General features: G+C 60.1%; 22 protein-coding genes. 6 read left to right on the top strand and 16 right to left on the bottom strand.

Annotated elements, in window-relative coordinates; translation table 11 throughout:
• Positions 1–8 precede the first annotated feature (8 nt).
• The gene (locus FYB76_RS07140; RefSeq protein ID WP_154133160.1) at positions 9–977 is read left to right on the top strand and encodes an SDR family oxidoreductase; all 969 of its coding nucleotides are present in this window, start codon (positions 9–11) and stop codon (positions 975–977) included.
• Here the strand turns inward: FYB76_RS07140 and waaA are convergent.
• The 4 genes from waaA to FYB76_RS07120 all read right to left on the bottom strand — a co-directional run bounded on the left by waaA (position 959) and on the right by FYB76_RS07120 (position 5,706).
• Positions 959–2,257: a lipid IV(A) 3-deoxy-D-manno-octulosonic acid transferase gene (waaA, locus tag FYB76_RS07135; RefSeq protein WP_154133159.1), complete on the bottom strand. Its 1,299-nt coding sequence runs from the start codon at positions 2,255–2,257 to the stop codon at positions 959–961. The genes FYB76_RS07140 and waaA overlap by 19 nt on opposite strands.
• 1 nt (position 2,258) lies before the next feature.
• Entirely contained in the window at positions 2,259–3,128 is an 870-nt protein-coding gene (locus tag FYB76_RS07130; protein WP_154133158.1) for a Kdo hydroxylase family protein, read from the bottom strand.
• Positions 3,129–3,296: 168 nt separating this feature from the next.
• The gene (waaC, locus tag FYB76_RS07125) at positions 3,297–4,274 is read right to left on the bottom strand and encodes a lipopolysaccharide heptosyltransferase I (protein WP_154133157.1); all 978 of its coding nucleotides are present in this window, start codon (positions 4,272–4,274) and stop codon (positions 3,297–3,299) included.
• A 58-nt stretch (positions 4,275–4,332) separates the two neighbouring features.
• Positions 4,333–5,706, bottom strand: coding sequence for a phosphomannomutase/phosphoglucomutase (locus FYB76_RS07120; protein WP_154133156.1), 1,374 nt, complete (start codon positions 5,704–5,706; stop codon positions 4,333–4,335).
• 407 nt (positions 5,707–6,113) lie between these two features.
• Here FYB76_RS07120 and pseC point away from each other — a divergent pair, with 407 nt between their 5' ends.
• The 5 genes from pseC (at position 6,114) to FYB76_RS07095 (ending at position 11,062) form a co-directional block, all read left to right on the top strand.
• Entirely contained in the window at positions 6,114–7,256 is a 1,143-nt protein-coding gene (pseC, locus tag FYB76_RS07115) for a UDP-4-amino-4,6-dideoxy-N-acetyl-beta-L-altrosamine transaminase (RefSeq protein WP_154133155.1), read from the top strand.
• Positions 7,257–7,260: 4 nt separating this feature from the next.
• Positions 7,261–7,716: a GNAT family N-acetyltransferase gene (locus FYB76_RS07110; protein ID WP_195724587.1), complete on the top strand. Its 456-nt coding sequence runs from the start codon at positions 7,261–7,263 to the stop codon at positions 7,714–7,716.
• 66 nt (positions 7,717–7,782) lie between these two features.
• Positions 7,783–8,490, top strand: coding sequence for a glycosyltransferase family 2 protein (locus FYB76_RS07105; RefSeq protein ID WP_195724586.1), 708 nt, complete (start codon positions 7,783–7,785; stop codon positions 8,488–8,490).
• Entirely contained in the window at positions 8,487–9,101 is a 615-nt protein-coding gene (locus FYB76_RS07100; protein WP_154133152.1) for a DUF2304 domain-containing protein, read from the top strand. Before FYB76_RS07105 ends, FYB76_RS07100 begins: the two co-directional genes overlap by 4 nt.
• Positions 9,102–9,106: 5 nt before the next feature.
• Positions 9,107–11,062: a hypothetical protein gene (locus tag FYB76_RS07095; protein WP_154133151.1), complete on the top strand. Its 1,956-nt coding sequence runs from the start codon at positions 9,107–9,109 to the stop codon at positions 11,060–11,062.
• Here the strand turns inward: FYB76_RS07095 and FYB76_RS07090 are convergent.
• The 12 genes from FYB76_RS07090 to FYB76_RS07035 form a co-directional block, all read right to left on the bottom strand.
• Positions 11,050–12,009: a lysylphosphatidylglycerol synthase transmembrane domain-containing protein gene (locus tag FYB76_RS07090; protein WP_154133150.1), complete on the bottom strand. Its 960-nt coding sequence runs from the start codon at positions 12,007–12,009 to the stop codon at positions 11,050–11,052. The genes FYB76_RS07095 and FYB76_RS07090 overlap by 13 nt on opposite strands.
• A gap of 60 nt (positions 12,010–12,069) precedes the next feature.
• Positions 12,070–12,630, bottom strand: a complete 561-nt coding sequence (locus tag FYB76_RS07085; RefSeq protein ID WP_154133149.1) for a sugar transferase — start codon at positions 12,628–12,630, stop codon at positions 12,070–12,072.
• Positions 12,631–12,657: 27 nt separating this feature from the next.
• Complete coding sequence (locus FYB76_RS07080) at positions 12,658–13,887, bottom strand: glycosyltransferase family 4 protein (RefSeq protein WP_154133148.1); 1,230 nt, start codon at positions 13,885–13,887, stop codon at positions 12,658–12,660.
• A 31-nt stretch (positions 13,888–13,918) separates the two neighbouring features.
• Positions 13,919–15,046, bottom strand: a complete 1,128-nt coding sequence (gene wecB / locus FYB76_RS07075) for a non-hydrolyzing UDP-N-acetylglucosamine 2-epimerase (protein ID WP_154133147.1) — start codon at positions 15,044–15,046, stop codon at positions 13,919–13,921.
• Positions 15,039–16,049, bottom strand: a complete 1,011-nt coding sequence (locus FYB76_RS07070) for a polysaccharide biosynthesis protein (protein ID WP_154133146.1) — start codon at positions 16,047–16,049, stop codon at positions 15,039–15,041. The genes wecB and FYB76_RS07070 overlap by 8 nt, the downstream gene beginning before the upstream one ends.
• A gap of 78 nt (positions 16,050–16,127) precedes the next feature.
• Positions 16,128–16,970, bottom strand: coding sequence for a dTDP-4-dehydrorhamnose reductase family protein (locus tag FYB76_RS07065; protein ID WP_370516319.1), 843 nt, complete (start codon positions 16,968–16,970; stop codon positions 16,128–16,130).
• Positions 16,971–17,086: 116 nt separating this feature from the next.
• Positions 17,087–18,214, bottom strand: coding sequence for a glycosyltransferase family 1 protein (locus FYB76_RS07060; RefSeq protein ID WP_154133144.1), 1,128 nt, complete (start codon positions 18,212–18,214; stop codon positions 17,087–17,089).
• Entirely contained in the window at positions 18,211–20,082 is a 1,872-nt protein-coding gene (asnB, locus tag FYB76_RS07055) for an asparagine synthase (glutamine-hydrolyzing) (protein WP_154133143.1), read from the bottom strand. The genes FYB76_RS07060 and asnB overlap by 4 nt, the downstream gene beginning before the upstream one ends.
• A 5-nt stretch (positions 20,083–20,087) precedes the next feature.
• Complete coding sequence (locus FYB76_RS07050) at positions 20,088–21,353, bottom strand: oligosaccharide flippase family protein (protein ID WP_154133142.1); 1,266 nt, start codon at positions 21,351–21,353, stop codon at positions 20,088–20,090.
• A gap of 60 nt (positions 21,354–21,413) precedes the next feature.
• The gene (locus tag FYB76_RS07045; RefSeq protein WP_154133141.1) at positions 21,414–22,808 is read right to left on the bottom strand and encodes a hypothetical protein; all 1,395 of its coding nucleotides are present in this window, start codon (positions 22,806–22,808) and stop codon (positions 21,414–21,416) included.
• Positions 22,809–22,871: 63 nt separating this feature from the next.
• On the bottom strand, positions 22,872–23,921 hold the full coding sequence (locus tag FYB76_RS07040; protein ID WP_304599216.1) for an NAD-dependent epimerase/dehydratase family protein: 1,050 nt from the start codon (positions 23,919–23,921) through the stop codon (positions 22,872–22,874).
• Positions 23,921–25,204: a nucleotide sugar dehydrogenase gene (locus FYB76_RS07035; RefSeq protein ID WP_154133140.1), complete on the bottom strand. Its 1,284-nt coding sequence runs from the start codon at positions 25,202–25,204 to the stop codon at positions 23,921–23,923. The genes FYB76_RS07040 and FYB76_RS07035 overlap by 1 nt, the downstream gene beginning before the upstream one ends.
• Positions 25,205–25,237 lie beyond the last annotated feature (33 nt).

The raw sequence follows: 25,237 nt of genomic DNA, 5'->3' as shown, positions 1-25,237 counted from the left end.
GCCACTCCATGAACATTCTCATCACTGGCGCAACTGGCTTCGTCGGGAGCGCAGTACTTGCCAGGTTGATCAAGGAACCTGGCGTCTCGACCGCAAGGCTGCGCGCCGCAGTTCGACGCCCCCCGCCGGCTCCGCTGCCGGGTGTCGAGTATGTCCTTGTCGGCGATCTCAACGAAGACACCGACTGGCGTAATGCGCTCGAAGGCATTGACGCTGTCATCCATTGCGCGGCACGTGTGCATGTGATGCACGATACTGCCGCCAATCCGATGGAGGAGTTCCGCCGGACCAATGTCAATGGCACGCTCTCACTGGCGCAACAGGCCCATACAGCGGGGGTGAAACGCTTCATCTTCATCAGCTCCGTGAAGGTCAATGGAGAGGCGACATTGCCGGGAGCCCCCTTCAGCGCAGACGACATGCCTACGCCGTCCGATCCTTATGGCATTTCCAAGCTTGAGGCAGAACGACAACTGTTTGAACTCGGGACGGCAAGTACCATGGAAGTCGTGGCTATTCGTCCGGTGCTGGTATATGGCCCCGGGGTCAAAGCCAATTTCCTGAGCATGATGCGCTGGATCGACAAGGGAGTACCGCTGCCTCTGGGCGGTATAACACGGAATCAGCGAAGTCTGGTCGCCTTGCCCAACCTGGTCGACCTCATTGTGGTCTGCCTGCGCCATCCTGCCGCTGCCGGACAGGTCTTCCTCGCCTCTGATGGGGAAGATCTTTCGACGTCGGCTCTGCTGCGCCGCACGGCACGGGCATTGAACAAGCGTCCGATCCTTCTTCCCGTGCCTGCCTCCATGCTGGCATTGGGCGCACGCGCACTGGGCAAGCCTGGTTTGGCGCAACGTCTATGCGGCTCGTTGCAAGTGGACATCGGAAAGAATCGTGCGTTGCTGGGATGGTCACCGCCAGTGTCGGTCGACACCGCTTTGAAGGAAACGGCGGACGCCTACCGCTGCGCCGACTGAGGCTCTTGCAGCAGGGGCGCTAGCAGTGCCAAGCTGCGTAGAGTGGCCCCTTGATGATGAAGACCATAGGAGACCGCCGCCTGGGACATCCGAGACAGGCGCTGCGGATCGTCCATGAGGCTTAGCCAGTGGCCCAGTAGCGCCGGGGCATCTTCTACCCGATGCGCTGCTCCGTCCCGGACGGCCTCTTCGGTAATGCTTCCGAAGTTGAAGGTGTACTCTCCGACCAGCACCGGCTTGCCAAGCGCCAGCGCCTCGATCAGGTTCTGCCCACCCAGCGGCAAGAGACTACCTCCGACAAAAGCGACATCACAAAGTGCGTAATAGGCGAACATCTCACCCATGGAGTCGCCCAGCATGACGTCGACCTCATCCCAGCGGCCACCCTGCTCCAATTGAGTACGTCGGCGCATCCGCAACGCGCGCGACTGAATCATCGTCGCGACCTCGTCGAATCGCTGCGGATGGCGCGGCACTATCACGGTCAGCCAGTCAGTACATCCCAGCGTGACCAGCGCATCAAGGATCAAGGCTTCCTCGCCCTCGCGCGTGCTGGCACAGAGCAGGATCCTGCGCTGGCCAATCGCCCGCTTCCAGGCCAAGCCGCGCTCCACCATCTCGACCGGAGGCTGGACATCAAACTTGAGACTGCCCGTCACTTCCACGCGGCGTGCGCCGAAGGCGCGCAGGCGGTCGGCGTCAGCCACGGACTGGGCTGCGACCACGTCAATGGCCGCGGCCGCCGGCCGCAACAGCGCGCCCAGACGCCGACCACGCCGCAGTGAACGTTCGGAAAGACGGGCATTGGCTAACATGATCGGCACTTGGTGACGGCGACATTGTTCAATCAAATTGGGCCAGACCTCCGTTTCCATCAGCACGCACACTGCGGGACGAAAATGGCGCAGGAAACGCGCGCACATCCATCCTGTGTCGTACGGCAGGAAACTCTGCACCACGCGCATGCCATGCCTGCCAAAGACCTGTGCTCCGGTAGCGCGACCGGTTGCCGTCATGCAGGTCAGCAGGACGGAGTGCTGCGGATACTGCGCGAGCAATGCATCGATGAGGGGCTCTGCAGCACGCGTCTCTCCCACAGAGACCGCGTGCACCCAGATGAACCGCCCCTGGGGATCGGACAGCCGGGCGTCCTGCGAATAAAAACCCAGGCGTTCGCCCACATGGGCGCGGTAACCGGGCTCCTTGCGACCACGCCACCACAGGCGCAGTAGCACCAGCGGCAGCATCAGCCACCAGATGAAGGAATACAGCAGCCGCATCTCAGACCAGGGGATGGCCGACCAGGCGCGTCAAGATGGCCAGCGGGCTGGATTGCGGATCGTATTGTTGTTCCGGTGCCAGGTGCAGGGTCTGTTCCATCATGTACTGGCCGGACATCACCGCATGCGAGGCCTGGTCCGAGAAGCAGATCCAGACCGAGCCGGCGGCAAAGGGCATGGTCACCTGCTGGGCGTCTTGCTGGTATTGCATGTCGCCCTTCATGCCGTCATGCAACTGCAGCATGAGGTGATCGTATTCGCTACGGAACGACTTGGTCACATGCAGCGCCTTGAGCACACTGGCCTGCCAGCGCACGTAGGGCTTGGCGCGCGGCAGAAAGCGCCGGGCCACGGTCTCGAAGGGCTCGCCCACGCGCCAGACACGCGGCACGCCGTCCGGATTCACGTTGGTGAAGACGCGCAAGATGCGTTCGCCATAGTTGGGACGGGAGGGGAAGGCATCGACGTGCATGCGGCGATCATCGGCACGCCAGGACTGGGCACGTGTTTCCACCTGCATCGGGCGGTAGCTGGTCGGGGCGATGCGCAAGGCATCCCGGTACTTCGGCAGCAAGGTATGCACCAGCGCCAGCGCCTGCTCCCGAAAACGCCCGACCATCGCGGCCAGGGCCAGCTGCTGCTCGGTCCCGCCGGCGGCGCCCTTGATGTGACCACGCGCATCCAGGCTGATATTGCGCGACTTGGGGTCGCGCACGGCCGGATCGAGCAGCTTGCGCTCGGACTCCAGGAGCTGGAATGCCAGCTGCGGGAAATACAGCACCTTACCCGCTTCCAGCGCGGTGATCCATTCCTGGTTGGGATTGTCGACCTGCCATTCGGTCAAGCCGATCTCGATAATTTGCGATTCCATGGCGCGTATTATGCCCGCAAGCGCCCTGCCCGTGTGGCCAAGACGGCCGCGTCGGCACGTCCGGAAGGCAAGCTGGATGCGGCTCGTCACGCAAAGTTGGCGCTTTGAGCGGGGCCTTTGATCTGCTTCAACGCATGCCCAAGTGGCGCCGGCCGCGGGCGATGAAGTTCAGGCCAGCAGATCCAGCGCGGCCTGCAACACCTCATCCTCCGCGGGCGGCTTGCCCAGGTCGCCCAGGTTGCGGATGGAAGATGACCAGTTGCCTTCAGTCTTCCAGCGCGGCGAGTCGCAGTAAAGCTCGATGGTGGGCCGGCCATAGGCGGCGGCAATATGGGTCAGGCCGGTATCGAGCCCGATCACCAGCCGCGCCTGCTGCACCAGTGCTACGGCCTGCATCATCGGCAAGGCTGGCAGGACGGTGGCGCCGGGAATGCCGGCAGCCAGCTGTTGCGCGGCTTGCTGTTCCTTGGCACTCCCCCACGGCAGCAGGATCGGCATACCACGCGCGGCCAGGGCCTGGCCCAGCCGGATCCAGCGGTCCTGCGGCCATTGCTTGGCCGCGCGGGCGGTGCCGTGGAAGAAAACCACATAGGGCTGCCCGGGCATCCAGTCCCAGCGCGCCGGCTCGGGCGGCCGCAGGGCGAAGTCGGGCTGCCCTTCCATCTGGTAGCCCAGCGCCCCCGCCGCCACCAGCCGGGCGCGGGTCACGGCGTGCGTATGCAGGCCCACCGGGATGCTCTGGTCGTGGAAGATGCGGGAGACAGGTTCATATCCTGAACCCTCTGTCGCGTTGGCCAGGCCGATACGGCGGCCCTGCGGGGCCAGGCGCGCCATGCGCATGACCACGCTGGTCTTGAGCAGGCCCTGGGTATCGAACACGAGGTCATAGCGCTCGCAGCGCAACTTGCGGCGAAAAGCCCCGATCTCGGCGCGGGTGGCCGCCGAGAAGAGGGTCTTGCGCCAGCGGCGCAGGGCGATGGGAATGATGCTGTGGACGTAGCCGTTCAGGCCGACCAGGCTGGTGTACGCCTCTTCGACCACCCAATCGATCTGGGCAGCGGGGAAATGACGATGGATGTCCGCCACCATCGGCATGTTATGGACGACGTCTCCCAGGGAGGAGACACGGACGATAAGAATCTTCAAGGCTGACCCACGTTGGCGTGACTTTAATGGTGGGCCAGCATCTTACCTCATCGGCCGGTCAGAACGGCAAGGTCACATCCGGGCGTGCCGCCAGGATGACCTTGCGGAACTCACCCTGGATGCGCTCCAGCGCTTGCGGCGTCTCTGCCTCGAAACGCAGCACGACCACCGGCGTGGTGTTGGAGGAACGGGCCAGGCCGAAACCGTCGGCGTATTCCACGCGCAGGCCGTCGATGGTGATGATGTCCTGGGCGCCCTCGAACTTGGCGTCGCTTTGCAGCTTGCCAATGAGCGCGAAGTTCTCGCCTTCCTGCAGCTTCAGTTGCAGTTCCGGCGTGCTCACCGATTGCGGCAGGGCATTGAGCACGGCCGACGGATCGCTTTGGCGGGCCATCAGTTCCAGCATGCGTACGCCGGCGTAGAGGCCGTCGTCGAAGCCGAACCAGCGGTCCTTGAAGAAGATGTGGCCGCTCATCTCGCCGCCCAGCGGCGCGCCGGTTTCACGCAGCTTGGCCTTGACCAGGGAATGCCCGGTCTTCCACATCAGCGGCTGGCCGCCGCGCGCGGTGATCCAGGGCGCCAGGTGGCGGGTGCATTTGACGTCGTAGAGGATTTCCTTGCCCGGGTTGCGGGTGAGCACGTCTTCGGCGAAGAGCATCAGCTGGCGGTCCGGATAGATGATCTGGCCATCCTTGGTCACCAGGCCCAGGCGGTCGCCGTCGCCATCGAAGGCCAGGCCGAGTTCGTTGTCGGTCTCTTGCAGGCAGCGGATCAGGTCCTGCAGGTTTTCCGGGTGTGCGGGATCCGGGTGGTGGTTGGGGAAGTTGCCATCCACTTCGCAGAACAGTTCGGTGACTTCACAGCCCAGCGCGCGGTAGATTTCACCGGCAAAGGCACCGGCCACGCCGTTGCCGCAGTCCACGGCGATCTTCAGGGGACGGGCCAGTTTCACATCCGAAATCATGCGGGCGATGTAGGCCGCCTTGATGTCGTGCGTGCTGTAGCTGCCGGCGCCCTGCGGGAATTCGCCCTTGACGATGGCCTGGTACAGGCCCTGGATGGTCTCGCCGTGAATGGCTTCACCGGCCAGCACCATCTTGAATCCGTTGTAGTCCGGCGGGTTGTGGCTGCCGGTGACCATGATGCCCGATTGCGTATCGAGCACGTGGGTACCGAAATAGACCATGGGGGTGGCGACCATGCCCAGGTCGATCACGTCCACCCCCACGGCCTGCAGGCCCTTGGCCAGCGCGGCCGACAGGGAGGGGCCGGAAAGGCGGCCATCACGGCCGATCACGACTTTCTTCTGGCCCTTGGCGAGGGCGGCGGCGCCGAAGGCCTGGCCGATCTGGAAGGCCACCTGGTCGTCCAGGGTTTTGTCGATGATGCCGCGGATGTCGTAGGCTTTGAAGATGGAAGAGGAGATGGTCATGAGAGGCAGTAAGTGGCGAGCGGGTGGATGAGTGGACATCGCTCGGAACCGCGCTGCATGGAGAGCGGCCCGATGTTTCTTTGAGAAAACCTGAACGGATGATCTGATAAGGCGGTGCCGTTTGTTTTATTGCCTCCGGAAAAGATTCATGCTAACTGCAGAATTTTTTGAAACGATAAAGAAGATTGTCAAAAATGTCACCCCCTTCAGGGTGAGACATTATCCTTCTCTTTGGAGTTGCGATAGGCTTCAGCGATAATGAATGGACGACAAGTAACGAGCGACCGAAACGCTATGCGATAATTCCCATTAAAAGACCTAGAATTAGAATTAAACACCACGTTACACAGGGCGATTAAGTGATTTCGAAAATAGCGGTAGAAGGCGGACAACCTGTCCGCGCAACCATGCTAGCCTATGCACGCCAGATCATCGATGACGATGATCGCCGGGCTGTGGATGCTGTGCTAAAGGGAGATTGGCTCACCACCGGACCGATGGTCAAAGCGTTTGAGGACGCTGTTGCCTCCTACACCCACGCGGGACATGGCGTAGCGGTCAACACGGGAACGGCAGCACTGCATGCTGCGACCTGGGCGGCCAATATCAGTGCGGGCGACGAAGTCATCGTCCCGGCGATTTCGTTTGTGGCCAGCGCCAATTGTGTGCTCTACATGGGGGGCAAACCGGTCTTTGCCGACCTCAGTCCAGACACGCTCAACATTGATCCCAGCGATATCGAACGCAAGATCACCTCCAGAACCAAAGCCATCATTTCGGTGGATTTCACCGGACATCCTGCCGATCACGATGCCATCGGCGCGATCGCCGAGAAGCACGGACTAGTTACCATCGCGGATGCCGCGCACTCACTGGGCGGCGTCTACAAGGGACGCAAGGTCGGTACGCTGGCCGACATGACGGCCCTGAGCTTCCATCCCGTCAAACAGGTCACCACCGGCGAGGGCGGCATGATCCTGACCCGAGATGCCGCTATCGCAAAGCGCATCCGCTCCTTCCGTCACCATGGCATCGACCTTGATCTGCACCAGCGTTCGAAGACGCAATCGTGGCAATACGACGTCAACATGCTGGGCTACAACTACCGAATTCCGGACATTAATTGCGCCTTGGGCCTGAGCCAGCTGGGCAAGCTCGATCGCTGGCTTGATCGTCGCCATCAAATCGCTGCCCGCTACGACGAGGCATTCGCCAAACTGCCGCATCTGCAGTTGCCGACGGTACGTCAGAATGTCGTCCCCGCCTGGCACCTCTACATCATTCGCCTGCATACCGAGACGCTGCGTGTCGGACGCGATAAGGTATTTGAAGCCCTGCGAGCTGAAAATATCGGAGTCAACGTGCACTACGTCCCCATCCCCTGGATGAGCCACTACGCTTCACTTGGGTACGAACGCGGCCAGTGGCCGGTGGCGGAAGATTCGCACCTGCGCATGATCAGCCTGCCGATGTTCCCGGGCATGAGCGACTCCGATATCCAAGACGTCATTGAGGCTGTCACCCGCGTCGTCACTTACTACAGTGCCTGAATCGATGGTGTTGCGTATCCGGCCCGCGACCGCAGCGGATTGCCTACCCATTCTTGATTGGCGCAACGATGTCCAAGCCCGTGCCATGTCACGCAATACGGCAGAGATCGACAGCGCCGGCCACGAGGCATGGTATGCCCGTGCATTGTCCGACCCGGCGCGGCTGCTCCTGATCGGAGAAACCGAAGACGGGCCTGTGGCTATGATTCGTTTCGATCACCTGCAGGCTGGACGCTGGGAGGTCAGCATCGTACTGGCAGCGCCTGCACGCGGCCGTGGTCAGAGCAAGCTGCTGCTGAAGATGGCGCTGGACCACTTCGCCAGCCAGCATGCAGCTAAAACCATCGTGGCCCGGATCAAGCCGGAGAACACGGCCAGTCTGCGCCTGTTTGCGGCACTGGGATTCCAGGCCTCAAAATCCGAAGACGGCATGTTCCTCTATCTGCTGCCCATGAACTGAGCTCCGCAGACGCATGACGTCACAACGCTCTCTCCGATGCACTTCATCGCCTTACGGCATGTACCTATGAAAACACTGATCATCATTCCTGCTCACAACGAGGAAGAGAGTCTGCCTGGATTGCTCCGCGAACTCTCCGGCCTGGGTTATGACACGCTAGTTGTCAACGACGCGTCCTCGGACAGGACTGCCGCCGTAGCGGCCGCCCACGGCTCCCCGGTGGCCACTTTACCAGCCAATCTGGGCATCGGCGGCGCAGTCCAGACCGGATTCAAATACGCAGTGCGCCACAACTATGATGTCGCGGTCCAGCTAGACGGCGATGCCCAGCACAACCCGGTCTGGCTGGACAACGTGCTGGCCCCCATCCGGGACGGGCGCGCCGATTGCGTCATCGGCTCGCGCTATACCAAGGAGGGGTTCGACGTCGATTACAAGACATCTTTCCCGCGCCGCATGGGCATGCACTTCTCCACCGGCATCCTGATGATGGCGACCGGACTGCACATCACCGATACCACGTCGGGCTTCCGTGCCCTGAACCGCAAGGCATTCACGTACTTTGCCACCGACTACCCCGTTGAGCATCCCGAGGCCGAGGCTTTGTGCATGCTGCACAGGGCCGGATTCCGTATCACGGAAGTACCGGTCAAGATGCGCGGCCGTGCCGCTGGCGAATCCTTGTTCACGATGAGCAAGGCCGCCCTCTATCCTTATCGAGTCATTCTGGGCTTCATCGGCCTGGCTATCAAGAAACGGAAAATTCCCCGATGATCACTATGCTCAAAGCAAATTGGCCGGTGCTGCTGCCCGCGCTCGCGCTGTTCGTCTACACCTGGAAACTGGTCGCCAGCGACCGCATCAATACCCGTATCGGAGTGGGTTGGCTGGTAGCGCTCACGGTGTTCATCCTCCTCAATCTGCTGCCATGGCCACTACCTGGCATCGCCGCCCGCTTTGGCCGCGGCACGCCCCTGCTGGGACTGGCCATTCTGGCCATCGCCTGGCTCGGCCTGGTGGCGATCAACAATCACGTCCGGATCTCCGGCCTTACCGTCAAACTCAAATTGCTGGATCAGGAGCTGGCGCTGCTCAACGAACGTATGGATCGTATGCACACTGGTATCGCCGCCCCTGAGTCGTCCGCGCCTCCCCCGAGCACACCCATACCATCTCCAGCCACTGCTGCGAGCGAGCCGAACCAGCCGCCGCGCAGCGCCACCGGCATGGGCGGACAGTTATTGCGCCAAACGCTTGGCTGCGCATGGATCTGCGTGTGCGTATATGCCTTCGGTGTATTTACCGGATTCATTCCACCCCAAGGTAATTTCGGCACCGTCTTGACCCAACTCTTTACTTCCCTGCAGGCCGAATATCAGCATTGATGCCCATGAGCCACCTGTTTTCCGTTTTAGGCCCCGTCATCTATCTGGCCGTTGCCAATATTGGCGCAGGTACCGCCCTCATGAGGCTCTTCCCAGCCCAGGCCCGTCCCCGCGAGTACGCGTCTGGCATCGCGCTTCTGCTGGGGCAAGGCATCTACGCTAGCGTTCTGCTGGTTGCGGCGCTGACCAAGCAGTTCACCCTGCCGGTCCTGCTTGCGCTTACACTGCCGTTCGTGCTCTTCGCTCTGTACGAAACGCGCTGCAATCCATGGTCTCTGGTGCGCAAGCTGGGTATCGCCGGCCAGGCCTTCTTCGGCGCGCCCCTGCACTGGAAAGTGCTTACCGTGGTAACCACGTCGCTGCTACTGAGTCTGATGGCTTCGATTAGCGGCATCATTGAGGGCGACGCACTAGCCTTCTATCTGACCTTGCCCAAGATTATCGCCAGCGCCCACCGCCTGGCTCCCGTACCCGGGTATGAGCCCTTCATGAGCGTTGGTCTCATCGCCGAGATGCAGCTGGCCGCGCTCTACCTGCTGGGGATGCCGGATGCCTCCGTCAAGCTCTATATCTGGCTCACCACGCTCACCGGCATTGCGATTTTGGGCGCCATCTGCAGCAACGCCGGGCTGGGCCGGCGGGGACGTCTGCTGGCAGTCGCCATAGCCGCCAGCTCCTCCTGCATCGTGATCCTGATGGAAGGCAAGACCGACTTCTTTGCTGCCGCCTACGGGCTGTGTGCCGCGCTGTTCGCCTTGCGCTCTTGGGAAGAGCCGATCCGGCGGGCTTCGCTGATGTTGTCAGGAATGTTCCTCGGCATCGCCCTCGTCGCCAAACTGAGCTATGCCATTGCATTCTTCCCTCCCATGCTGATGCTGTTGTTCTACCCACGTCTGGTCGCGCTCTGCCAGCACTGGCGTGAGCCGCACCAGATGGCGCCGCGGGTGCTGCAACTCGTCAGAGAAGGGGCGTGGGTAGCCTTGTTGATGCTGCCACCCTTCCTCGTGCATTTCGCCAAGAACCTCATCATGGTCGGCTCGCTCAACGGGGTACAGGGCTCGTTTCAGTACTTCACATCGGAGACTACCCGGCATATCGTCCTCAATTACCCGCTGGTTCTGACGGTCGGCCGTTACTGGGGGCAATTGGGCAACATATCGGTGTTGCTGTTGGCGTGGCTGATGCTGGCATTCGTTCTACCGGCCCGCATCTGGCGCGCGCAGCCCAAGATCGTCGTACTCCTACTGGCCGGGCTTCTGGGAGTCGCATGCTGGGTGGCAATGCTGCCCGCAGTGCCCATTCCGCGCTACTTCCTGGCCACCTTGCTGATCCTCGCTGTGCCGGCGGCGTGGCTGGCAGAACGATTCGCACGCAGCAGCGATGTCTGCGACAACGTCGTAGTGGCAGCAGCCGTTTTCTGTCTGTACATCGTCTTCAACGTCTGGTCGCCGCAGGTCTTCCCTGTCCACATCGCCAGCCAATATCTGTTCTCAGGCCAAGATCCGGCGCAGTCAGCCAAGCTGCTCAACATCAACGAAAGCCTGTCGCGTGACGGCTACGAAACCATCAACCAAGATGCAGCACCTGGTGCACGCGTGTTTTTGGCTTCCTATTTCCGGTTCTGGCTGCGTCCTGATCTGATTCAAACCTCCAACAACGATCCTGAGAATGCAACGTTCAAATGGGAACCAAGTGATCCTGAGAAGTTGTGGCGGCAACTGCATGAGCATGGTTTCCAGTACCTGTACATGGACGGTTCGCAGCGCTGGAAGGAGATGATCAAGTCACCGCCTTCCTGGGTCACGGTCACCGAACTGTATCCGCGGGGTGCTTTCTTCGGCACCAGTTACGGCAGCGCCTACAAGCTTGACTTCCGTGATGCGCCCGGGACGGTCCAGTGGACCACCAAGGAAGTCGCGCCTGGCGCATGGCAGGTGATCCGGTCCGATCAGCGCGGCTGATCGGCCAGCAAAGTCCGTGGCGCCTGGCCACGCAGGGCCCAGACGCCCGAAGAGATGAAGAGCACCAGGGTCAGCACCTGCAGCACAGTGCCATAGGCCGCCGCCTCGGAATTGCCGATAGCGAACGGCGCCAGCGCAAAAATGGCAGCGGTCTGGTAGATGCCGACGAAGCCAGGCGTAGAGGGCAGGGTCAGGGCCGCGGTCAGGTAGACCAGCATCGCGATATTGGCCATGAACGGCGGTTGCCATCCAAATGCCTTGAACAGGGCCCAGCACACCGCAATGTCGCACAGGCAAACGGCTGCCTGGCAGGCGAATGCCAGCAAGATACGGCTCGGCGAACGCAAGGCCTGCAAACCGGCCAACGATTCCTGGTACCAGACGTGCAGCTTGCCGCCCACCCGACCCATGCGCGCAACTCTTGCAAACAGTCCTTGCAGCCCGTTGCCACTGGCGATGAAGATCATCATCATCACTCCGGCTGCCACGAACATCCATACAATCACCACCAAGGCGGTCGGCACTACCGCTGCCCGCTGGCCGTAGAGAATCAGCAAGGCCAGCAAGACTCCCAGACCCAGACCATCAAGGATGCGATCAGCAATAGCCGAGCCAATGGCCAGGCCGCCCGCCATGCCAGTGAGCTGCTTGAGCTTGATCATGCGCAGTACTTCACCCACCCGCGCCGGATAGATGATGCCCAGATAGCCGGCGCAGGCGGCGCACCAGACTCGATGACGTGCGGCCAGGGGCAGGCCGGTCACGATGAACCACCGCAGGGAGCGCAGGTACATCGACGCCATCAACGCCAATCCGGCTGCACCTACCCATGGATAACGCAAGGCGGCAAGCGAGTCGAGAAAGGTCCGCCAATGCACCTTGGAAAATGCGAAACCAAGGAACAGGAGGGTGCAGACGATGCCCGCAATGCGCAGTACTGTTTTCATGAGAAGCGGGGACAGCCTGTCGCGCCGCTGGTGGCAACGGACAGGAAAGTACGGGAAGGATTAGTGGGACACGCCATCTTTGCGCAAGACCTTGAAGAAGGTCTGTACGATGATCTGGATATCCCACCAGAAGGAACGCCGCAGAAGATACTCCTGATCCAGTTTCACTTTTTCGGGAATGGGAAGTTCATCCCGGCCATTGATCTGCGCCCATCCCGTCAGGCCGGGGGTGAGCACATGCACCCCGCATTGCGTACGCAATGCAATCAGGTCAGCCTGATTATGCAGCGCCGGCCGAGGCCCCACGAAACTCATGTCTCCCGCGAGGATGCTCCATAGTTGCGGAAGCTCATCCAGGCTCGACTTACGCAGAAAAGAACCGACCGGCGTCAGGAAGCGCGCCGGGTCATCCAGCAGGTGAGTCGCCACCGCAGGCGTATCGACGCGCATGGTGCGAAACTTCGGCATCCGGAAGATCCGATTGTCTTTACCGACACGATCGGACCAGTAAATCACCGGACCCGCCGAGGTGAGACGCACCATCAGCGCAACCACGATCCCTGGAATCAGCAGACATACGAGTGCCAGGCTTGCCAGCAGGAAATCAAAAGCTCTTTTCATAGGACGAGAGGAAATGGCAAGAGCGCCTCAGGAGCGCGCCGCCTGGGAAAAATACTGTTCGAGCTTGGCGAACAAGGTCTTGCGTTCAAAATTGTCCTGGTAATACTGCCGGCCTTGCAATCCCATTTGCACCAACTGCTCGCGCGGCATGGCCGCTAATGCGCGCACATTGGCGGCGAGATCCGCCGATGCGCCCGCGGCGCAAGCCAAGCCACCCCCGGATTCATTGACGACCTGTCCGGCCTCACCGTTGATCATGCCCAGGATTGGCTTGGCGGCGGCCAGGTAGGACTGCACTTTGCCCGGTACCGTGCGGGCGAAGGCTTCGTCATCCTTGAGGGCGACCAGCATGGCGTCGGCGCACTCGAAGAAGGCCGGCATGGTTTCCACAGGAAAACGTCCGACCAGCTCCACACACGACTGCAGCCCACGGCGCTCGACCTCTGCCGTCACCCACTCCCGGGCTCTGCCGTCACCGACGATCACCCAACGGATACGCTGATCGGAACTGAGCTCCTGCGCCGCGTCCAGCACGGCCGGGAAGTCCTGGGCCTCGCCGATATTGCCAGCGAACATCACGGTGAAAAGATCCTCGCGACGCTGCACGGCATTCTGCTGAGCCTGCACCTGCTGACCGAAGACCTCCTCGGCCCAGTTGGGAAAATAAATCAGCTTGCCGGGCTTGTCCGCATCAGCGCAATAGCGTCGCACCGAGTCGGCAAAGGAGCGGGACTGGATCAGGATGTGATCGCAGCGGTTGTAGATCCAGCTAACCAGCCTGCCCACTGCGCCCAGGATACGGGGCGAACGGACCACGCCGATGGCAGAGAGCGTCTCGGGCCACAGGTCCTGCACCCACACGAAGACCGGGGTCTTCTTCAGCTTGCCCAGCACCACTGCGGGAATTGCGACGGTAATGGGCGACACGGCGAAGACGAAAATGGCGTCGAACCGCTGTGCGCGCAGCTTCCAGGCGCCCAGGATAGATCCGCTCACGAAATAGCTGAAGTAGTTGACCACCAGGCGCAAGCGGCTCCTGCCTCGCAGCACGTGGGGAATACGTACGATCTGAACACCGTGATACTGGCTGAACCGATCCGGAGCAGCAGCATACTCCGGGAACAGACTGCCTTCGGGATAGTTGGGCTGCCCCGTCAGCACGGTCACCTCGTGTCCGGCCGTCGAGAAATGCTCAGCCAGATCGTTGATACGGAAGTTCTCGGGCCAGAAATGCTGTGTGACGATCAGGATCTTCATGCCCTTGTCCTTCTGGCCTGCCGGACTTTCATCAGCAATCCCGCCTCCAGACGACACGATTGACGTAATCGGTGTAACTGAGGATGATGCGCAACACCTTGTCGGAGACATTGTCTGCCGTATAGTCCTGCACCATATGCAGTGCGCGCGACTCCCCGCGTGGCTGTTCGGCAAGAATGGCCAAGGCCTGCAACACACGCTCCACGTCCAGACCGGTCATCATCACGGCGGCTTCCTCGAAACCCTCGGGCCGTTCGTGCGCCTCGCGGATGTTGACCGCGGGGAAATTGAGGATGGACGATTCCTCGGTAATCGTTCCGCTATCCGACAGCACGGCGCGGGCGGAGATTTGCAGCTTGACGTAATCGTTGAAGCCCAGCGGCTTGAGCAGCTTCACGTTGGGATGGAAGCTCAGGCCGGCAGCGTCGATGCGTTTCTGAGTACGCGGGTGGGTGGAGACGATGACAGGTTCATCGTACTGCTCTGCCACGCGGTTGAGCACATCGGTGAGCTTGGCCAGATTGCGCGGCGTGTCCACGTTTTCTTCACGGTGCGAGCTGACGACAAAGAAGCGGCCCTGCTCTACGCCCAGACGCTTCAGCACATCGGAGGCCTCGATTCCTTCGCGGTAGTGCAACAGCACCTCCCGCATTGGACTGCCGGTCTTGATCACGCGGTCCGGGCTCAAGCCCTCGCGCAGCAAATAGTCACGCGCAATGGTGCTGTAAGGCAGGTTGATATCAGCCGTATGGTCGACGATGCGCCGGTTGATTTCTTCCGGGACACGGAAATCGAAGGAGCGATTTCCCGCTTCCATATGGAAGATGGGAACCTTGCGACGCTTGGCCGCGATAGCGCTCAGCGCACTGTTGGTGTCGCCTAGGATCAAGATCGCCTGCGGTGCATACTGGTCGATGAGCTTGTCGGTCGCCGCAATCACGTTGCCGATGGTCTCGGCCGCGGAACCGCTGGCCGCTTCCATGAAGACGTCCGGCTTGCGGATGCCGAGGTCGTCGAAGAACACCTGATTGAGCTCGTAATCGTAGTTCTGGCCCGTATGCACCAGGACGTGATCACAATACTTGTCGAGTTTCTCGATGACGCGTGACAGCCGGATCACCTCTGGTCGCGTCCCGACAATGGTCATCACCTTAAGCATTGACGGCATCCTTCACGATATCGAGCTTCATGAGCACTTGCTTGACCTCTTCCACGGTCAGGCGCTTGGTGTTGTGGGAGGTGTAGTCGTCAATCTCTGCAATTTCGGTCTGACCTTCGATGAAGTACTTGTTGTAGTTCAGATCGCGTGAATCGGCCGGAATGCGGTAATAGCCGCCCAGATCCTCGGCACGCGCCATTTCCTCGCGGGAGACCAGTGATTCGTACAGCTTTTCGCCATGACGGGTACCGATGACCTTGACCAAATTATCCCGTCCCAGCAATTCGTTGAGCGCCTGCGCCAAATCGCCCACGGTCGAGGCCGGTGCCTTCTGGACGAAAATATCGCCAGGTCGGGCATGTTCGAATGCGTAGAGCACCAGGTCCACCGACTCCTCCAGCGACATCAGGAAACGCGTCATGCTGGGATCGGTCAGGGTCAGGGCCTTGCCCGCCGCGAGCTGACTAAGGAAGAGCGGTATGACCGAACCGCGCGAGGCCATCACGTTGCCATAGCGGGTAGCCGAGAGTACGGTCTTGTTGGGGTCGCAAAGGCGCGACTTGGCCACCATGACCTTTTCCATCATGGCCTTCGACATGCCCATGGCGTTGATCGGGTAGACGGCCTTGTCGGTGCTGAGTACGACGCAGCGTTCAACTTCGTTCTCGATGGCAGCCTGGATCACATTTTCAGCGCCGATCACGTTGGTGCGCACCGCCTCCATCGGATAGAACTCGCACGAAGGCACCTGCTTGAGAGCGGCCGCGTGGAACACGTAGTTGACCCCTCGCAGTGCCTCGCGCACGCTGGAATATTCGCGTACGTCGCCGATGTAGAACTTCACCTTGTCGTTGTTCAGCGCGATGCGCATGTCTTCCTGCTTCTTTTCGTCGCGGCTGAAAATGCGGATTTCATCCAGATCGGATTGGATGAATCGCTGCAATACGGCATTACCGAATGAACCCGTTCCACCTGTAATCAACAGTTTCTTACCCTTGAACATATTTGTGCTCCACTATCGTGTCTTATTTGCTATCAGTTTGCGTTAATGTTGTGGGCCGCTGCCCTGTACCGCTGCAGATCAGCCGAAGGCATGCATCTTTTTGACCAGCTCAGGCCAGGGCTCGGCGACGTAGCCGGTAGCCGCTGCGAAACGGGATGCATCCAGCGAGCGGTCCAGTACTAGCTGATCGTCGGCCACGATGCTGGTCTCCTTGCCATATTGCGCGGCCACCAGATGCAGCAGGTCCAGCTTGGAGATGGGAGCCGACGCAACATGATAGAGGCCATGAAGCTCAGGACGCGGAATCACGTAATCGCGCACCACCCGCGCCAACTCCACCGTCGGCAAGCCCGAGAAGATGGCCCGGCGGAAACCGCGCACGCTGCCTTGCTGTGCCAGGAACCAGTCGATCAGCCCATGCGCACTGTTGAGCTCGCGGCCGATGATGGAGGTACGCAAGGTGATCGCATTATCGCGCTCGCGCACTTCGCCGAGATATTTGCTGCGGCCGTAGAGGTCGGTGGCATCGGCGAAGTCGCTCTCCCGGTAGTTTCCGCGATCACCCGCAAAGACGCAGTCGGTACTCACATGCACCAGACGCGCGCCTGCTAGCTCGCACAGGCGCGCCAGACGATGCGGCAAGAGTGCATTGATCGGAATGGCTGCCAGCGGGTCGTCGGCGTCGGCTAGCTGCTTGACTAGTCCGACACAGTTGATCACGACATCCGGAGCCGTCTGCGCGAAGAGACGCGCCAGGCTGTCAGGATTTTCCACGTCAATGCCAGCCACCAGCTTCTCGCGCAGGTTCTGATCAAAATTCTTCACACCGGAGGCCGCCCGAAGGGCGCCGGTCACGTCAAACTCGGGCACGTCGGAAAGCAGACGGAACATGGCATTGCCCAACATTCCGGATGCACCCAATACTACAATTTTGGTCAAAATAACCTCTCTAAACGCTGGTCGAAACGGACGCCTGTTGCGCGCCGGAACCCGACTTCATTGGAACGAATCTGTGGGGCCACCAATACTACCTGGGCTTACGCCTGACTGCCTTTGAGTGCGAAGATCGCATTCCAAGTATCGCGGGCCGTAATATCCCAATCGTACCGCAAGCCCCGCACCGCGGCCTTGTGCCCGTATTGCTCGGCCAAGCGCGCATCGGTCAACAGCAGCACCATCTGGTCGCGCATCGCATCGACATCTGTGGGGTCAACATACGCCACCGCGTCTGAGCCAAACTCGGGCATGGGCATGACCGAGGAACACAGGATCGGGCGGCTGGCCGACAAGCTTTCCAGCAGGATATTGGGGCAGTTCTCGCAGGATGAGGCGAAGACGATCAACTCGGCTTGGCGATATGCCTGCGGCAAAGCCATGTATTTTACGCCGCCAAGCATTTTTACTCTGCCTTGCGCACCCTGTTGTTCGATGAAACGACGGACCTTTTCGCCAAAAATGTTGTCGTTTTCGCCAACAAGCACAAGATCATAGCGGTTCTGCAACTGCTCTGGCAGTTTCAGATAGGCTTCTACCACTTCCTGGTGGTGTTTATAGGATTCAAAACGAGAGACGTAGAGAATGTACGGCTGGGACGATGTCGCTACTGGATTCTGTTGCGCTGGATCAACCTGACGGAAGTGAGACGAAATGCCGTGCGGTATGGTCACCGCCTTCTTCATGCGGATGCGCGCTTCGATCACGCCACGCGCATATTCCGAAATGAAGATCACCAGGTCCGCACCGTGCATGCTGCGCAACATGACTCTCTCCAGCAGGGCCACCCGCACGCGCTGCAGTCCCATGGGCATCTGCCGCTTGACCTTATCGTCGAAGGGCACCATGTTGCGGAACATGGTGACCGTCAGACAGCCCTTGGGCGCCTTGGTGGCCACTACGCCCCCCGGACAGAAATAGATGTCGGGCTTGAGCGCCTTGAGCTTGCGCGGCAAGATGCACTTTTCCCAGAATGTGCGGGGCAGGGGCGATTCCGTGGGAAACTCCGGATCAAGCAGCCTGATCCTGCGGTCGGCCGGCACCTCCAGCGAAGGCGACGCGTAGATCAAGATCTCCAGATCCTCCCGATCCGGCAGTCGGCTCAGCAACTGGCGCAGATAGGTTTGCCCACCGCCGATGCGGGCCGACAGGGCATTGATGACGATTCTCACGATTGTGCCTCTACATTTTTGACAAATTGCACCAGGACCAGAATCGACCACAGGCAGCTCTGCGCATCGCGACGTCCGGTCTGGTGTTCATTCCATACACGCATGACCTGAGCATGGTCGAGACCGATACGGGTAAGGGTTGCCTCATCGGCCAGCAGTTGCTCGGCCCATGGCCTGAGTTCAGTGCGCAGCCAGGATGCCATCGGCACGCCGAAGCCCATCTTCGGGCGATCCAGAATTTCCCGGGGAATATAGCGATACGCCAGTTGACGCAGCAGGTACTTGTTGATTCCGCCACGGACCTTCCACTTTAGTGGCAGGCTTGCGGCCCACTCCAGGATGGTATGGTCCAGCAGCGGCTCACGCGCTTCGAGCGAAAACGCCATGCTGCCCACGTCGACCTTCTGCAAGTAATCATCGGGCAGGGTATAGGCCATATCCAGACGCATCGCGGCCTCGGCATCGCTCAGTCCGGGCGCGAAAGAGGCCGCGCGGCGCGAAAAAAGGGCCGACAGCGGCTCGGTATTGCGGGCCATCTCCTGGCCCATGACCTGCTTGAAATCCTTGATCACGCTGCGCATGAATGCAAAATTATCGGCAGCCGTGGTGGTGGACAGGGCGCCTGCCAGCAGATTGAGTTTATGCGAAGGTAGCCGCTTCAATACCGCCGCGACGAGCTTCCTCAGGCCGGAGGGGAAAGCCCGCAAGCGGCCCAGCTTTTCTGCCAGACGATAGTAGTGATACCCGCCGAATGCCTCGTCGGCCCCATCGCCGGAAAGGCTGACCGTTACGTGGCGCCGTGCGGTACGCGACACTGCCATCACGGGGAAGGCTGAGTAATCGAAGAAGGGTTCGTCATATTCGGCAAGGTACGTGGGCATCAACGCCAGCAAATCCCCTGCCGTGAGCTGCTCGCAGACGTGATGCGTACCCAGGTGCCGGGCGACGGCGGCCGCGTGATGGCTCTCGTCGAACTGCGCATCGTCGAATCCGATCGTAAAGGTCCTGACATCGCCGCTGGCGTGCTTCTTCATGTAGGCTGCCACCAACGAACTGTCGATCCCCCCCGAGAGGAAGGCTCCAACCGGGACATTGCTGACGAGGCGTAGCTGCACCGAGCGGTCGATGAGTGCGTCAAGCTGATCCAGCAACTGCTCCTCGCTCATCTGGTCCTTGGCCGGATCGATTGCGACCTCGTCGATTGACCAGTAACGATGGGATTCCACCCCGGCTTTGCTCACTCGAAGATAGTGACCGGGCTCCAGCTTGCGGATCGACTCAAAGCAACTGTAAGGTGCGGGGATATAGCCTGACTCAAGATAATAGCGCAAGGCCTGCTGATCGAAGCGGATCGACAGCCCGGGCACTAGATGGCCCATGGCGCGAGGGCGCGACGCGAAGGCGAAGCATTGCTCGCTGGCATGGAAGTACAAAGGTTTGACGCCCACGCGGTCGCGTGCCACGAAGAGCGTCTGTTCGACACGATCCCATATGGCAAAGGCAAACATTCCGCGGAACAGGTGCAGGCACTCCGCCCCCCAGCGCAGATAGGCTGCCAAGATCACTTCGGTATCCCCCTGGGTGCGCCACGGGTACTGCTCACCGAGGCGGTCGCGTATCTCCTGAAAGTTGTAGATCTCACCGTTGAAAACGATGACGTAGCGTTCATCCGGAGAAAACATCGGCTGCGATGCACGCTCGGAAAGATCAATGATGGCCAGGCGCAGATGACCAAGCATGCAGGGCCCGTCTCGCCAGATATTGCGCCCATCCGGACCGCGCGACTCGATCGAGTCGAGGGCCGCCGCCAGTCGCGCGCCTTCGGTGTCGGCGCCCTGCCACGAGATCAATCCGGCTAAACCACACATATTTGCTAAGCCCTTGTTTTGCTTGGTTGGAACGACAATACGACACGGCCCTGCATAAGACCCTGTACCACACTGGCCATCAGGATGGAGAGGGCCAGACCGATCACGCCATGCTCGGCATACTTGACCAGAACAAATGCGCTGACCACATACGTAACGCCGTAGACCGAAGCGGTCAACAGATTGCTCCAGGTTTTTCCAGACGCCCACAGGATCTGGTTCATCACGGTCGTGAGCACGCCCACGAACCCGCACGCAGCCAGGATTTGCAACACCCTCCCCTCATCCCGGAAATCGCTACCGTACAACGCCAGAATGAAAGACTCCAGCAGCCACACCGCCAGCAGCAGTGCGCCGGCGCAGATCAGGTTGACCACAGCGATGCGCAGGGCTTGACGCTGAAACATGGCTTCCCCGAGTGCCTTGGCGCGCGCCAACCAAGGCACGGTGAAGTTCATTAATGCACCTGGAATGAAGGTCAGGATCGAATACCACTGGAACATGGCGGTAAAGATGGCAACCTGACGCACCCCTGCGGGAGATGATCCCAGAAAGCTCATGCACAGCCAGTGCACCGGGCCACCGAGGGCCATGGTGGCCATGGTGGGGAAGGTAAAGGATGCGAAGATACCCGACGAAAAATACCGGTGCATGTCCACTACCCCCAGGAAAGTACGCGAGAACTGGTGTTTGAGCACCAGCAAATACAATCCGCTCAGCAGGAGCGTTCCAGTGGCAAAGCCCATGCACATTCCAAAGGCACCATAGTAATAGGCGCCCAACAGTCCCAACAGCACGGAAGCCACAGCCCCCGTGGAAGCTACCGACGCGGCCGCCAGGTTACGCCCGAATGCATTGAGCAACGCATTGACCACGGTATTGGGAAGCAGAAACATGGTCATCACGCCCGAGATCCGGATGTAGGCAGTCAGCTCCGTACTGCCACTGGTCAGCTTGCTGATCAAGGGCGCAAACAATTCGATGAGGATTCCCAGTCCCAAGGACAGAAGCACGCAGAACGACAGAATCATGCCTGCCAGCTCGTACTGGACATGTCTCGGTTGGTCCGCCGCCGAGGCCACGCGCTGGTTGACGGTCGCTGCCAACGCCTCGCCAACGAAGCCGGTCAGGTTGACGCATGTGGCATAGATGATCGCGAACTTGCCCAGCTCCGCCGCGCCGATGAGGCGCGCGGCGAGCATGGTCATGACCAGCATCGAAAGACGCTGCATCACTGCCGAGCCGAAGACAATCAATGCCTTTTTCCACATGTTGATATAGTTATCTTTGTCGCGCCCAACGGTATTCCCCTCCCGCCAAGCCCGCTCTGCTCAATGTCGCTGGCGGCGATTGCTGGTCATCAGTACCGCCACCACATGGATCACCATGAAGATGGCCAGACCTGAAATGAACGATTTGTAAAACGCAAACGTCTGGTACCACGATCCTCGCAACCAGACACAAAGGATGGAGGACAAGGCAAAGATGTAAAAAATATTCTTTCTGCTGAGCGCCTTCGAATAGAAATTGGCGATCACGAAACTGATCAAGAAAGGGACGACCAGCGCGCCAAGCAGCCCAAAGTTGAGATAAGCCTCTGCCAGTTCGAAGAAACCGCCACCACTGGACAGTCCGTAGGCAGGAAACATCAGCGCATAATCCTGCGGCCGATCCGGATAAAGAAACTCGGGCGGCGTGCGCAGCAGGTAATCCACATAGCCAGAACCGTACAGCATGTTGACCTGGCCCCGTTCGAACAATGCTACGACATTGGCGAAGGTGGTCGCGATCGGACCCAGCGTGCCAGAGTAGACTACCCCCGGCATGATGGCGGCGTTACCCAGGCCCATGTCCAGCAACTCCTGCACGCTGAGCCGCCCTTCCAGGAACAGGCTCAGGCCGGTACGTACCAGCCCCCACAATTCCAGCGCAAGAAACACCGGGACCACGTACAGGATATACCTGACCTTGATGGAAACATCGCGCAGACGAAACATCAGAAACAGCACCAGGCAGGAGAACACGGCTCCGACAACGTCCTGGCGCAATCCACGCAGAATCTGGCACCACACCAGCAGGTAGGTCGCCACCAGGCCGAGCAGAATCCAGTATGCCTGGCGCCGCGCAGCCATGCAGCAATAGAACATAACGGAAAGGGCGATGCCGCCGATAGCGCTCGCACTGCCGATGACCGGCGAACCCTCGGTGCCGGAACCGTAGGCCGAATCGAGAATGGTTCCCGTCGAGGAAGCGGTGATCAGCACTCCCGATAACACGGCGAACAGCGCGCTCAAGACGAACACCCAGAAGTGGTATTCATCGAACACCGGCAGTTGCGGCTCACTACCGTTCGCGCCGCGCACCCCGGCTCCCGCCTTCCAGCCCAGATAGGCGCCCACCACCGCCAGCAGGCTCAGAGCATACATCGTGGTTGCAACGCTCAAGGTCTGCGTGGTGAATTCGAACACCGAAAAATACAAGTCCCGCCCCATCAGCTTGATGGCCAGCGGGTAAGCACCGACGATGAACAGAAGGAACAGCCTGGCAGCGAAAATCAGATTGTCAAAGGTCGACAATATCAACGTGAGCACCAGGATCATCGAACCGGCGTAAAGCACCAGCACGGTGGATTCGTCGAAATCACCCCAATAGAGCGCCATGGAGGTGAACACCACGGCGGCCAGCAGGGCGAGCTCCGCTGCGGCGTTCCGATAGCGATTATCCATTACCGTATGCCCGCATACGGAGATGGGCAGTGTTGGCCGCTGCCACCGCCGACCAGTCGATCATCAAGCTCTCGTGCTGAAAAAACGCTGATACCAGCCAGCAATCTGCTCCAGGCCCTGGCGCACCGAATATTGCGGGGCATAACCCAGTCGGGAAGCCGCCTTGCTGATGTCAGCCTGGGAATGCCGCACGTCGCCCGCACGAAAATCACGATAGGTCGGCTTCTCGGCAATGGTACCTGCGCCCTGCTCCAACGCGAGTGCACGCATGAAACTGTAGAGCTCGTTGAGCGAGGTGCGGCCGCCTACTGCAACGTTGTAGACTTGCTTGACGGCATCTGCATCGGTTGCTACCGCCGCCAGGATATTGGCCTGTACGGCATTGGCGATATAGCAGAAGTCACGGCTGGTCTCACCGTCGCCGTTGACGAATATCTCTTCGCCGCCGAACATGCCACCGAACCATTTAGGAATGACTGCTGCATAGCTGCCCTCGGGATCCTGACGCGAACCAAACACGTTGAAATAACGCAGGCCGATGGTTGACATCCCATAACAGCGACCAAAGACGTCCGCATACATCTCGTTGAGATACTTGGTCACCGCATAGGGGGACAGCGTCTTGCCGATCCGGTCTTCCACCTTCGGTAGACCCGGATGATCGCCGTAGGTGGAGCTGGAAGCCGCGTAGACGAACTGCTTCACACCGGCATCACGGGCCGCCACGAGCATGTTGAGGAAACCGTCGGCATTGGTCTTGTGTGTGCGAATCGGATCGTTCAGCGAACGCGGCACACTGCCCAAGGCCGCCTGGTGAAGCACATAGTCCACCCCGGTGACGACCTTCCGGCAATCCTCGATCTCGCAGATATCGCCGACGATCATCGTGAACCGCGCCCACTGATCAGGACTGACCAGGGATTGGACTTCATCGAGATTACGCTGATGGCCGGTAACGAAGTTGTCCAGACCGATGACAGTCTGGTCCAGCTTGAGCAACATTTCCAGCAGGTTGGAGCCGATGAAGCCAGCCACGCCGGTCAAGGCCCAGATCTTCGGCTCGGCCTTCAGTTGTGTCTGTACTTCCTGGTATCGTGTCATGGCCGCTCCCATTACAAACGCCATAGCTTGATGCCAGCCTGGCTCAGCGCCTCGGGATCGCACACGCCCTTGATATCGGCCACGATGGGTCGGTCCGCCAGCAGTGCCTGCAACTGGCCGATCTGCATCGACTGGAACTGCTCGTGGGCTACCGCGAAGATCAGTGCATGTGCCGGCTTGAGATCAGCCATCGGCGTAAGCGCGACCCCGTATTCGTGATTCGCTTCCTGCGCATCGGCGTGAGGATCGCAAATCTGCACGTTGACCCCAAACTCCTCAAGTTCGCGAACCAAGTCAATCACCTTGGAATTGCGCAGGTCCGGACAATTTTCCTTGAAGGTCAGACCGAGTACGGTGGCGGTACAACCGGACACCGGATGGCCGGCGTGGATGATCTGCTTGATGACCTGCTGTGCCACATAGCCGGCCATACCATCGTTGATACGACGGCCTGACAGGATAACCTGGGGAATGTAGCCCAGGATTTCAGCCTTGTGCGTAAGGTAATAGGGATCAACGCCGATGCAATGTCCACCTACCAGGCCAGGGCGGAAATTCAGGAAATTCCATTTGGTACCCGCGGCCTTGAGCACTTCCAGAGTGTCGATGCCCATGCGGCCAAAGATCATGGCCAGTTCGTTCATCAGCGCAATGTTCACGTCGCGCTGGGTGTTTTCGATCACCTTGGCGGCCTCGGCCACCTTGATGGTGGAGGCCTTGTAAACACCGGCCGTCACCACCGAAGCGTAGACGTCAGCCACGATATCGAGGGTGGCTGCATCCTGACCCGAGACGACCTTCCTGATCTTTGTGAAAGTATGTTCCTTGTCGCCGGGGTTGATACGTTCCGGGCTGTAGCCCACGGTGAAATCAACGCCGCAGGTCAAGCCCGACACACGCTCCAGGATGGGAACGCAGACCTCTTCCGTGGCACCCGGATAGACGGTCGATTCGTAGACCACGATATCGCCCTTCTTCAGTGCCTTGCCGACCGTCTCTGAGGCGCGCTCCAGTGGAGTCAGATCCGGCTGATGCGCCTCGTCGACCGGCGTAGGAACGGCCACAATGTGGAAATCGGCCAGCGCCAGCGTTGCAATATCGCTGGTCAGCACGATATCCGCACGCGCCAGCGCCGCGTCCTCGACCTCATTGGTCCGGTCATGACCGGCCCGCAACTCGGCAAGGCGCTGTGTGTTGATATCAAATCCGATGGTGCGGCCTTGAGCGCCGAACGCCACGGCAACGGGCAAACCCACGTAGCCAAGTCCCACCACTGAAACAGTTCTTTTGTGCATAAATTATCTTGTTTTCAAATCTGCCAAGGAAGC

This window comes from Herbaspirillum sp. CAH-3 (genome assembly GCF_009668275.1).
Taxonomy (GTDB): domain Bacteria; phylum Pseudomonadota; class Gammaproteobacteria; order Burkholderiales; family Burkholderiaceae_D; genus Herbaspirillum; species Herbaspirillum aquaticum.
The sequence above is the reverse complement of the archived record's forward strand: the minus strand, read 5'-3'. Positions and strand labels throughout refer to the sequence as shown.